Annotated in this window: 9 protein-coding genes; all 9 read left to right on the top strand. The window is 50.5% G+C overall.

From position 1 onward, the window contains the following. Positions 1-112: 112 nt before the first annotated feature. The 9 genes from sbcB to lspA all read left to right on the top strand — a co-directional run bounded on the left by sbcB (position 113) and on the right by lspA (position 11,666). The gene (gene sbcB / locus O9X78_RS09955) at positions 113-1,552 is read left to right on the top strand and encodes an exodeoxyribonuclease I (RefSeq protein WP_269619525.1); all 1,440 of its coding nucleotides are present in this window, start codon (positions 113-115) and stop codon (positions 1,550-1,552) included. Further along, positions 1,549-1,800 (top strand): GIY-YIG nuclease family protein, encoded by a 252-nt coding sequence (locus tag O9X78_RS09950; RefSeq protein ID WP_269619523.1) that lies wholly within the window; start codon positions 1,549-1,551, stop codon positions 1,798-1,800. Before sbcB ends, O9X78_RS09950 begins: the two co-directional genes overlap by 4 nt. A 97-nt stretch (positions 1,801-1,897) precedes the next feature. Further along, positions 1,898-3,703 (top strand): ABC transporter transmembrane domain-containing protein, encoded by a 1,806-nt coding sequence (locus O9X78_RS09945; protein WP_269619521.1) that lies wholly within the window; start codon positions 1,898-1,900, stop codon positions 3,701-3,703. 234 nt (positions 3,704-3,937) lie between these two features. Then, complete coding sequence (locus O9X78_RS09940) at positions 3,938-4,954, top strand: aspartate carbamoyltransferase (RefSeq protein ID WP_269619519.1); 1,017 nt, start codon at positions 3,938-3,940, stop codon at positions 4,952-4,954. 44 nt (positions 4,955-4,998) lie between these two features. After that, positions 4,999-5,610 carry an NUDIX domain-containing protein gene (locus O9X78_RS09935; RefSeq protein ID WP_269619518.1) on the top strand — a complete coding sequence of 204 codons (612 nt, stop codon included), beginning with the start codon at positions 4,999-5,001 and terminating at the stop codon, positions 5,608-5,610. Beyond that, positions 5,607-7,196 carry a murein biosynthesis integral membrane protein MurJ gene (murJ, locus tag O9X78_RS09930; RefSeq protein WP_269619516.1) on the top strand — a complete coding sequence of 530 codons (1,590 nt, stop codon included), beginning with the start codon at positions 5,607-5,609 and terminating at the stop codon, positions 7,194-7,196. The genes O9X78_RS09935 and murJ overlap by 4 nt, the downstream gene beginning before the upstream one ends. A 148-nt stretch (positions 7,197-7,344) precedes the next feature. Beyond that, positions 7,345-8,274: a bifunctional riboflavin kinase/FAD synthetase gene (gene ribF / locus O9X78_RS09925; RefSeq protein WP_269619514.1), complete on the top strand. Its 930-nt coding sequence runs from the start codon at positions 7,345-7,347 to the stop codon at positions 8,272-8,274. Positions 8,275-8,329: 55 nt separating this feature from the next. Continuing rightward, positions 8,330-11,152: an isoleucine--tRNA ligase gene (gene ileS, locus O9X78_RS09920; RefSeq protein WP_269619511.1), complete on the top strand. Its 2,823-nt coding sequence runs from the start codon at positions 8,330-8,332 to the stop codon at positions 11,150-11,152. After that, positions 11,127-11,666 (top strand): signal peptidase II, encoded by a 540-nt coding sequence (gene lspA, locus O9X78_RS09915; RefSeq protein WP_435056054.1) that lies wholly within the window; start codon positions 11,127-11,129, stop codon positions 11,664-11,666. The genes ileS and lspA overlap by 26 nt, the downstream gene beginning before the upstream one ends. Positions 11,667-11,688: the final 22 nt, after the last annotated feature.

The raw sequence follows: 11,688 nt of genomic DNA, 5'->3' as shown, positions 1-11,688 counted from the left end.
ATGCTAAATTTTCTCCTTATCGTTGGTGATTAACGATAAATCGTTACATTGTTTGCATTTTTTGTCTTAGCCATGTGCAATACCGTCATCGCCTATTTGATCGGACACTATCTTGGCCACTTCAACGTTCTATTGGCATGACTATGAAACTTGGGGCGCAAATCCCGCTCGAGATCGTCCAGTGCAGTTTGCCGGTGTGCGAACCGACGCGGACTTAAATATTATCGGCGAGCCGTTGATGGTGTACAGCCGACCCAGCCCGGATTATCTTCCCCATCCCGAAGCCTGCTTAATTACCGGCATAACTCCCCAGCAAGCTCTGCAAGAAGGGGTGTCTGAGGCAGAGTTTATTGCCGCTGTGCACGCAGAGTTATCGCAACCGGGTACCTGTGGCGTTGGGTACAATAGTATTCGTTTCGACGATGAAGTGACTCGCTATACCCTGTATCGCAATTTTTATGATCCCTATGCGCGTGAATGGCAAAACGGTAATTCGCGCTGGGATTTGATTGACGTTGCGCGCCTGTGTCGCGCGCTGCGACCAGACGGAATTGAATGGCCCTTGCGTGAAGACGGCACTCCGAGTTTTAAATTAGAAGAACTGAGCGCCGCCAATGGCCTGAGCCACGAATCTGCTCACGATGCGTTGTCGGATGTGTATGCCACTATCGATTTGGCGAAACTGTTAAAACAACGCCAGCCCAAGTTATTTGCTTATGCCTTAAGCCTGCGCGATAAGCGTACGGTGGCAGCGATGCTAGACGTGGTTACGCAAGTGCCGGTATTACATGTTTCTGGCCGTTTACCCGCGGCCAAGTTTTGTTCAGCGCTGATGATGCCGCTAGCCTTGCATCCAGATAATAAAAACAGCGTTATTGTGTATGACTTGAGTGTTGATCCCGCGCCATTAATAGAGCTGTCCTCTGACGAAATTGCGGCGCGGGTATTTAGCTCTGCAGCAGATTTACCGGAAGGGACCGAGCGTATTCCACTCAAGGAAATTCATATCAATCGGGCGCCGATTGTTGCTACCGCTAAATTAGTTGATGAGTCGGTAAGTCAGCGTATAGGTCTTGATATGGCGCAGTGCCGTCGGCATTGGGCGCAGCTCCATAAAGCAAAGGGTGTCGTTGAAAAATTGCAGCAGATTTTTGGCGCGCGCGAATTTGCCGAAAGTAATGATCCCGACGTGATGCTTTACGGTGGCGGATTTTTTAGTGGCGATGATAAAAAGCTAATGGATGAGGTTCGAAGAGCCACGCCAGATATTCTTGCCATGCAGAGCTATCACTTTAGCGACGCGCGTCTGCCAGAGCTATTGTGGCGCTACCGTGCCCGTAATTTCCCGATGAGTTTGTCTGACACTGAACGAGATAAATGGCGTGTCTTTTGTCGCCGTTGTTTGCGTGAGCCAGAGAAAGGGCAACTCGGTTTTACTGAATTTCGTCAGCGCTTGGTTGAGCTCGCTGGCGAGCGAACGTCTAGCGCTGATGTGATGATCTTGAGTGAGCTAAACGACTACGCCGACGCCTTGGAGCAAGAGGGTTTGTGAGTTCGGCGTGGTGGGTATATATGGTGCGAAGTCGCAGCGGTAAGCTGTATACCGGCATTACTACTGACCCTGAGCGCCGATTTAGAGAGCATTGTGGCGAAGGTGGTCGCGGAGCACGGTTTTTTCGCGGTGATCCGGCCGAGGCTATGGTGTATCGCGAGCCAGCGGAAAATCGTTCAGAGGCGTCGCAACGCGAAGCCGCCATCAAGAAGCTGCGTCGCAGCGAAAAAGAATCCTTGATCCTTTAGCGATTACGTAAAAAATCATGGTTTGTAAATGCCTTGAAACGTTGCTTTCCCGCGCCAGAGATAAAGGCGATAATGCGCTGCTAAGCAGGGGAGAGTTATGACGGATACCGGTTCAGAACGCGAAAAAAGTACGAATGTCGGCGTATTAAAGGCGATGATGACCTTTTTACGACCCTATCGCTGGCAGATGATTGGTGCCAGTATCGCGCTTATTTGCACCGCCGGTATTACCCTATCGATTGGTCAAGGTCTGCGCATGTTGGTGGATCAGGGCTTTTCCAGCAATGCCTCGGTTGATGCCCTCAATCAGGCATTACTGCTGTTTATGGTAATGATCCTTCTTCTGGCAACAGGCACCTTTGTTCGCTTTTATTTGGTGTCGTGGATTGGCGAGCGGGTCAGCGCGGATTTGCGCAAGGCAGTGTTCGCCCACGTCGTGCATCTTCATCCCGGTTATTTCGAAACCAATCTCAGCGGTGAAATTCAATCGCGCATCACTACCGACACTACCCTGCTGCAAACGGTGATTGGTTCCTCGGTGTCCATTGCCCTGCGCAACTTCTTGATGTTCATCGGTGGCCTGATATTGCTCTTTATCACCAACCCCAAATTAACGGGTTTGGTGATGTTGAGTGTGCCTTTGGTAGTGGTGCCGATTATTGTATTTGGTCGCCGAGTTCGTAGCCTTTCGCGTACCAGCCAAGATCGTATTGCCGGAGTGGGTACGTTCGTTGGTGAGGCAGTTAAGAACATAAAGATGGTGCAGGCCTTTAATCATCAGACCCTCGATAAAGCCGCCTTTGACGGTCATGTAGAATCAGCATTTACGGTTGCGATTATCCGCATAAAACAGCGGGCTTGGCTATCTACCACAGTAATAACCCTTGTGCTCGGTGCGGTCACTGCCATGTTGTGGATCGGTGGGCTAGATGTACTGGCCGGCAAAATTAGTGGCGGCGAGTTAGCTGCATTTATTTTTTATGCGGTGATGGTGGCGGCCTCTGTGGGCGCGATCTCCGAAGTTTATGGCGATTTGCAGCGTGCAGCTGGTGCTACAGAGCGTCTATTAGAATTGTTGGCTGCTGAGAATTTGGTGCCGACGCCAGAAAAACCCTTGGCTTTGCCAGAATCACCAGAGGGTAGTTTGCAGTTTGATGCGGTCTGTTTCAGTTATCCATCGCGCCCGGAACAACGCGCCATTGATAATCTAAGTTTAAATATAGCGCCGGGCACGAGTGTGGCCTTGGTGGGTAGTTCCGGTGCGGGTAAATCTACCTTGGTCGATTTAATACTGCGCTTTTATGATGTGCAGGGCGGCGCAATTCGCTTTGATGGCATTGATATTCGCGAACTCAGTCTTGAAGATCTGCGTAGCCAAATCGCCATGGTTCCCCAGCAGCCGGTGCTCTTTACCGGCACAGTGGCAGACAATATTCGCTATGGTAAACCGGGTGCAACGCTGGCTGAAATTGAAGCCGCATCGCGCTCCGCTTATGCTCACGAATTTATTGAACGTTTGTCTGAAGGCTATAACAGCTTTGTTGGCGAGGGTGGTATTCGCCTTTCCGGTGGCCAGCGTCAGCGCATAGCTATTGCCCGAGCCATCTTAGCGGACCCAACCTTACTTCTTTTGGATGAGGCGACCAGTGCACTTGATGCTGAAAGCGAGTTCCAGGTGCAGCAGGCGCTGGAGTTGCTAATGAAGGGCCGCACCACTATCGTGATTGCCCACCGCTTAGCGACGGTTGTCGATGTTGATATTATTGCGGTGCTGGACCATGGCAAGTTGGTGGCAACGGGCAGCCATTCAGAACTTTTACTCAGTTCGCCACTCTATGCGCGCTGGGCTAGCTTGCAATTTGATGAGGGCGCGAACACGTCAGATGTGTTGGCCACGGTTTAATTTTTCGGAGAGACCTTTACACGAGCGGGAATTTTTTTCTGGCGAGGAAAAGGCGCACGAACCGTAGCGTAGCGGAGATCACGCACATTGTGCGAGTGACCAACGGGAGCGGTAATTGAGGGAATTTATACTTATAAATGACCGATGGAGTACGTTTTCGCCAACAGTAGGCGCTTTTAGGCGACGAAGTCAGAGAACAAATAGCTATCATGCAAAGGTCTCGGAGGGGCAGTAGTGAAATTTTCAGGCAGTCATATTCTCTCTATCAGTCAGTTTGATCGCGATGAGATTGAGCGCGTATTTCAGGTTGCCGATCGCATGGTGCCATACGCTCATCGGCAGCGCGTGACCAAGGTGCTGGACGGCGCGATTCTCGGCAATATGTTTTTTGAACCCTCTACCCGAACTCGCGTGAGTTTTGGCTGCGCGTTTAATTTACTGGGCGGCGAAGTTCGTGAAACCACCGGCTTTGAAACTTCGGCCATCGCCAAGGGTGAATCACTTTACGACACCGCACGAGTGCTGAGTGGCTACAGTGACGTTATTGTGATGCGACATCCGGTTTCTGGTTCGGTGGCGGAATTTGCGGCGGCAAGTCGTGTACCTGTCGTCAATGGCGGCGACGGCTCCAACGAGCACCCAAGCCAAGCGCTTCTTGATTTGTACACCATTCGCAAAGAATTGCAGCATCACGGTCGTAGCGATCTTGATGGCCTTCGAATTGCGATGATCGGCGATTTGAAATATGGCCGTACCGTGCATTCGCTATGTAAATTACTGTGCTTGTATAAAAACGTGACGGTGGTGCTGATTTCACCTAATGAATTAAAAATGCCGGAGGCGATTGTTGAGCAGTTGCGGCAGGCGGGTCACACCGTGCAAGAGTCAGACGTGATGGAAGGTAGTATCTCCAAGGTCGATATAGCCTACTCTACCCGGATTCAAGAAGAGCGTTTTGCCAGTCCGGCAGAGGCTGATTTATATCGCGGCCGCTATCGCCTGAACCAAGCTATTTATACCCGTTACTGCGAGCCGAACACTGTCATTATGCATCCGCTGCCAAGGGATTCGCGCACCGAGGCCAATGAGCTTGATAATGATCTTAACGATAATCCGAACCTAGCGATTTTCCGTCAAGCAGATAACGGAGTGCTGGTGCGAATGGCATTGTTTGCGCTCATTCTGGATGTTGCCGGCCAAGTCGATAAAGCGGCGCGGGATGTAAATTGGTATACCGAAAGACGTTTTTGATTTTATTGTTTTGTTTTTAGCTCTTTGGGCGGCGGAAATTTTGAATGGCAGATTTTGAGCGCAAGGATGTAGAGGTTGATGAAGACCGCGCAGCATGGCGCGGTTTTTTTCAGGTGCGTGCACTGCGTTTGCGTCATCGCCTATTTGGCGGCGGTTGGGGGAATTGGCTGAGCCGTGAATTATTTGTGCGCGGCCCAGCAGTGGGCTTGCTGCCCTACGATCCCGTGAATGATTGTATTCTTAAAGTTGAGCAATTTCGGGTTGGCGCATTAAGTCGCGCAAATAGTCCTTGGTTGTTGGAATTGGTCGCGGGCATTATCGATACTGACGAAAGTCCCGCTGACGTGGCTCGCCGTGAGGCGATGGAAGAGGCGGGAATAGACATCGGCGAGATGGAATCCATCGCCGAGTATTACTCTTCCCCGGGCGGAAGCGATGAATATTTTTATTTATTTTGTGGTTCGGCTGACTTAAGTAAGGCGGGCGGCTATTTCGGTCTTGCTGATGAAGGTGAAGATATTCACGCTCAGGTTATTTCATTTGCTGATGCGATGGAGATGCTCGACACCGGCAAGATAGATAATGCACATAGCATTATCGCGATGCAGTGGCTGCGTCAACACCGTGATGAACTGCGGCGCCGGTGGTTGGCATGAGCGAAGCAGTAGCGCCGAAGCCAGTAAAGCAGCGCGGCTTATTAAGCTCAAGTTTATTAGTTAGTGTGATGACCCTACTGTCCCGTGTTTTGGGACTGATTCGCGATGTGGTTATTGCGATATTCCTAGGTGCGAGCAGTAACGCGGACTGCTTTTTTGTCGCCTTTAAAATTCCCAATTTCCTGCGACGTTTATTCGCTGAAGGTGCTTTTTCTCAGGCCTTTGTGCCTGTCTTGTCTGAATACCATGAAAAGGGCAGCAAAGAATCTGTAAAGCTGTTGATCGACCGCACGGCGGGTGCGCTTGGCGGCGTTTTATTGCTGGTAACGTCGGTAGCGGTTATTGCCTCGCCCTTAGTGGCTACCTTGTTTGCCCCCGGCTTTCGCGACGATCCTGCTAAATTTCAACTAACGTCGGACATGATCCGGATTACCTTTCCGTATTTGTTCCTTATATCAATGACCGGATTTGCTGGCGGTATTTTAAATACCTTTGGCCGCTATGCTGTTCCCGCCTTTACGCCAGTGTTATTGAACGTCTGTTTGATCGTGTCAGCCTTATATATGTCGTCTTACTTTGCCGAGCCTGCAATGGCCTTGGCCTGGGGCGTATTAATGGCAGGCGCGGTCCAACTGGTATTTCAGTTGCCATTTTTAAAGCAGATTCAAATGCTGCCGCGGCCTCGTTGGGACTGGCATAACGACGGTGTGCAGAAAATTGTTACCCTGATGATTCCTGCTTTATTTGGCGTTTCAGTGAGCCAGATCAATTTGCTGTTAGACACCATACTGGCGTCGTTCCTGCCAACCGGCAGTATTTCTTGGTTGTATTATTCTGACCGCCTAGTCGAGTTACCGTTGGGGGTTTTCGCTATCGCAATTGCGACGGTAGTGTTGCCAAATTTGTCACGTCAGCGCGCAGGAGGGAATGAAACCGCGTTCGCATCGACCCTCGATTGGGGTTTGAGAAGCGTATTGCTCATGGCAGTGCCGGCCGCCGTGGCATTAATGATTCTCGCTGAGCCGATTTTAATTACGCTGTTCCAGTACGGTGAATTGAAAATGCACGACGTGACCATGTCGGGCTTAAGTTTGCGCGCCTATACGATCGGCTTAATTCCTTTCATGTTAATCAAAGTACTGGCGCCTGGGTTTTATGCGCGTCAGGACACCAAGACTCCCGTGCGAATTGGTATTATCGCCATGGTGTCGAATATGGTGATGAATATAGCCTTTGTCGTCCCCTTGCATCATTACTGGCAGATTGGTCACGCGGGCTTAGCTTTGGCAACGGCAGCTTCGGCTTGGCTCAATGCAGGGCTGCTGTATCGAGGATTGCGCCGTGATGCGGGCTTTGCACCCTTGGCTGGCTGGGGACGTTATTACCTGCAATTAAGCTGCGGTGTCGTTGCCATGAGCGCGTGTTTGTATTTCGGCTTACAGTGGTTCACCGATTGGCAGGTCTGGAGTGTGTGGGAACGCGCACTTCACTTGTTGACGCTGTGCGTTGCGGGTGGCGGGACCTATGTGCTGGTGATGTTTATCTGCGGATTACGCCTGCGTGATATTAGGGGTGCAGCCCATTAGCGTTCCCATAACGCTGTTTAAGCGTGTACAAATTGATAATATTTCGCGCTTATCGAGTCCAGCGGTAAGAGTGACAAACACTGGCGTTTTAGTCGGGCCTACTCCTAGGCTATAATCCTCCGCTTTGCTGGGCAAAAAGACGGTAACCATGGAGTTAATCCGCGGATTTCAACATTTTCGTCCTCGTCATCGTGGCTGTGTTGCCACGATAGGGGCATTTGATGGTGTGCATTTAGGGCATCAGGCGGTCTTACGCCAGTTAATTGCCAAAGGGCGGGAAATGGGCCTGCCTTCGACAGTGGTTATTTTTGAGCCACTTCCCAGAGAGTTTTTCTCCCCCGATGAGGCGCCTGCGCGCTTGATGAGTTTTCGCGAGAAATTTATTGCCCTGCGAGATCTGGGTATTGACCGCGTAATGCGAATTAGCTTTACGCCTGATTTTCGCGATATGACCGCCCATGATTTTATCTATAAGCTATTCGTGGTCGGTTTAGGCGTGAAATACATTGTAGTCGGTGACGATTTGCGATTTGGCCGTAATCGCAGCGGCGATTTTGATTTACTCCGCAAGGTTGGTAAAACCAGCGGTTTTGACGTTGTTGATACCTCAACCATAGAAATTACCGGTGATCGGGTGAGTAGCACTCGCATTCGCGAAGTACTGGCAGAGGCTGACTTCGAATTGGCGGAGCGCTTGCTGGGGAGACCTTACAGTATTTCTGGACGGGTGATTATTGGTCAGCAGTTAGGACGAACCATTGGTACGCGAACAGCGAATATGGAACTGCATCGTCTTCGCTCTCCCTTGTCGGGGGTGTTTGCCGTAGAAGTGTACGGCGCAGACAGTGTTATGCAGCTCGGTGTTGCCAATGTTGGCGTGCGACCAACAGTCGGGGATTTATCCAAGGCGATTTTGGAAGTCCATTTATTGGATTTCAGCAAAGATATATACGGTCGCAACATCAAGGTCGTGTTTCGTAAAAAGCTACGCAACGAGCATAAATTTGATGGGCTAGACGCCTTGAAGGCGCAAATAGCACGGGACGTTGAACAGGCACGCGGCTATTTTGATCTTTAGCCCGATCACCTTAAATTAATAGTACAGCTTACTTTGGAATATACAGACCACCTATATGAGTGATTATAAGCATACCCTGAATCTACCCGAGACCAGTTTTGCGATGAAAGCGAACTTGTCACAACGCGAACCCGGCATGCTTAAACGCTGGCAGGAAGAGCGTGTCTACGAGCAAATTCGTGAAGCGCGTGCGGGCAGAGAAAAGTTTATTCTTCACGATGGTCCTCCGTATGCGAACGGCGATATTCATATTGGTCATGCGGTAAATAAAATCCTCAAAGACATGATTGTTAAATCGAAAACCTTGAGCGGTTTCGATGCGCCCTATGTGCCGGGCTGGGATTGCCACGGTCTGCCGATTGAGCTGAATGTCGAAAAGAAAGTCGGCAAGGCGGGGCACAAGGTCGATGCGGCGACATTCCGTGAGAAGTGCCGAGAATATGCTTACAAACAAGTTAATGGCCAGCGCGAAGACTTTAAACGTTTAGGGGTTTTTGGCGATTGGGACAAACCTTATCTGACCATGGATTTTCATTTCGAAGCCAATATCATCCGCGCTCTCGGTAAAATCGTTGAGAACGGCCACATGCATAAAGGCTTTAAGCCGGTGCATTGGTGTATGGATTGCGGTTCGGCGTTGGCTGAGGCCGAAGTTGAATATAAAGACAAAACATCCCCTGCAATTGACGTTGCATTTGCGGTTGTTGATCGCGCAGCGGTCATCGCAAAGGGTGGTTTACCGGCTGATATTGACGGTGAGTTGAACTTGGCCATCTGGACCACGACGCCCTGGACCTTGCCCGCTAACATGGCAGTCTGTCTGCACCCAGAATTGGATTACGTTTGGGTTAGCTTTACCGGCGAAAGTGGCGACAAGATGGTGTTGCTGTTAGCCGAGGCGCTGCACGAATCGACCATGGCTAGATACGGTGTAGAAGAGATGGCGGTTGTCGGTCGCTGTAAAGGCGCGGCGCTAGAGAACCTGCAATTGCAGCATCCGTTTTACAGTCGTCAGGTTCCCGTTATTCTGGGTGATCATGTGACCACCGACGCGGGTACAGGCGCCGTTCACACTGCACCGGCCCATGGTCAAGACGACTTTATAGTCGGCAAGCAATACGGTTTGGAAGTCTACAATCCGGTGGCGGCCAACGGAACCTTCCTTGAAGGCACTGAGTTGTTTGAAGGCCAGCATGTCTTTAAAGCGAATGACAATGTTATCGCGACGTTGACTGAGCGCAAGCGTTTGCTGCACTGCAAACATTTTGAACACAGTTATCCGCATTGCTGGCGCCATAAGAGTCCAATTATTTTCCGTGCCACGCCGCAGTGGTTTGTGAGCATGAAACAAAATGGTTTGCTCGACATGGCAATGGCTGCGGTCGATACGGTAGCGTGGACGCCGAGCTGGGGACGTGCGCGTATTGAATCTATGATGCAAGAGCGCCCCGATTGGTGTATCTCTCGTCAGCGTACCTGGGGTGCGCCCATCGCATTATTTGCTCATAACGAAACGGCGGAATTGCATCCACGCACCGCAGAGTTAATAGAGCAGGTTGCTAAGCGTGTTGAGGTCGGTGGTATTCAAGCTTGGTTCGATATAGATGCAACTGAATTACTCGGCGAAGAGGCCGCGCAGTACAGTAAAGTGACCGATACGCTCGATGTGTGGTTCGATTCGGGTGTGACTCATTATGCGGTATTGTCGCAACTGGAGAATTTACAATTCCCCGCTGATCTTTATCTTGAAGGTTCTGACCAGCATCGCGGTTGGTTCCAGTCATCAATGCTAACGTCAATTGCCACTCGTGGCGTTGCGCCCTACAAAGGTGTGTTGACCCACGGTTTTACCGTCGATGCCCAAGGTCGCAAAATGTCCAAGTCGGTGGGCAATGTTGTTGCGCCGCAAAAAATCATGAACACCCTGGGCGCGGATATATTGCGTCTTTGGGTGGCGGCAACCGATTACCGCAATGAAATGACGGTATCCGATGAAATCTTTAAGCGCACCGCCGATTCCTATCGCCGCATTCGTAATACCGCGCGCTTTCTACTCGCGAATATGGCGGGCTTTGAGCCCAACGAACATGCGGTTAAACCCGAGGAAATGCTCGCTTTAGATCGTTGGATTATGCATCGCGCCGCGGTGTTGCAGGACGAAATTGTAGCGGCGTACGAAGCCTATCAATTCCACTTGGTCTATCAGAAATTGCATAACTTCTGTGTGCTGGAATTGGGTGGTTTCTATCTGGATATCATCAAGGACCGTCAGTACACCACTAAGGCAAATAGCCTGCCGCGTCGCTCGGCGCAAACCGCGCTTTATCATATCGCTGAAGCACTCACACGCTGGATCTCGCCAATCTTAAGTTTTACTGCAGACGAATTGTGGGAGCATTTGCCCGGCGAACATAGTGGTACCGTGTTTGCGGCTGAATGGTATACAGGTCTTAGCAAGATGCCCGCAGACAGTGGCATGGGCGACGACTTTTGGACTACGGTGCAAGAGGTTAAGTCAGCGGTAAATAAGGTACTGGAAGGCGCCAAAAAAGAAGGCTTTGTCGGTGGTAGTTTAGCGGCAGAAGTGACCCTGTTTTGTGACGAGTCACTAATGACAAGCTTACACGCCTTGGGTGACGAGCTTCGCTTTGTGTTAATTACTTCGGCTGCAAGGCTTGCGCCTTTATCAACAGCGAACGAAGCAATAGAAACGGATGTCGAGGGTCTGCAGGTTCGTGTTGCGGCTAGCGATGGCACAAAGTGTACACGTTGCTGGCACCACCGCGAAGATGTAGGGCAATCGTTAGATCATCCTGAATTGTGTTTCCGTTGCATCGACAACGTGGATGGCGATGGAGAAGTGCGTCTATATGCATGAGGCTGGCGTGGATAGCGAAATGGCTGCGCAGCGTCGCAGCCGCGTTTTTTGGTTATTGGTTTCTGTTGCGGTGATCGTGCTTGATCAAATCACTAAATATTTTGCCGATAGCAATTTAGATTACGCTAGCCCGGTAGAGATTTTACCGGTGCTGGATATAACTCTGCATTATAACCGCGGTGCGGCATTTAGCTTTTTAAGTGATGCTGGTGGCTGGCAGCGCTGGTTTTTTACGGTGATCGCTCTGGCGGTCAGCACGTATATTTGTGTGTGGCTGATGCGTTTACAACGTCATCAGTGGTTGTTATCGCTGGCCTTGGCCTTAGTCTTAGGCGGTGCCTTGGGCAATTTGTGGGATCGTATGTACTTAGGTCACGTTGTCGATTTCATTTCTGTACATTGGGGCCCAAGTTACTTTCCTACCTTCAATATTGCCGATGCGGGAATCAGTGTCGGCGCAGCGCTGTTATTACTCGATATGGTGTTGAACCCCGAGCCGAAAAAATCAGCCTAAGTGGCTGTGTGGAAACAGATTG

The organism is Zhongshania aquatica (assembly GCF_027257955.1).
In the GTDB taxonomy this organism is placed as follows: Bacteria; Pseudomonadota; Gammaproteobacteria; order Pseudomonadales; family Spongiibacteraceae; genus Spongiibacter; species Spongiibacter aquatica.
Note: the sequence above shows the minus strand (reverse complement) of the source record. Positions and strands in the feature narration are given on the sequence as shown.

Coding starts and splice junctions, on each gene's coding strand:
- ribF (WP_269619514.1), top strand. CDS start 7,345: ATGGAGTTAATCCGCGGATTTCAACATTTTCGTCCTCGTCATCGTGGC.
- O9X78_RS09945 (WP_269619521.1), top strand. CDS start 1,898: ATGACGGATACCGGTTCAGAACGCGAAAAAAGTACGAATGTCGGCGTA.
- lspA (WP_435056054.1), top strand. CDS start 11,127: ATGGAGAAGTGCGTCTATATGCATGAGGCTGGCGTGGATAGCGAAATG.
- ileS (WP_269619511.1), top strand. CDS start 8,330: ATGAGTGATTATAAGCATACCCTGAATCTACCCGAGACCAGTTTTGCG.
- murJ (WP_269619516.1), top strand. CDS start 5,607: ATGAGCGAAGCAGTAGCGCCGAAGCCAGTAAAGCAGCGCGGCTTATTA.
- O9X78_RS09935 (WP_269619518.1), top strand. CDS start 4,999: ATGGCAGATTTTGAGCGCAAGGATGTAGAGGTTGATGAAGACCGCGCA.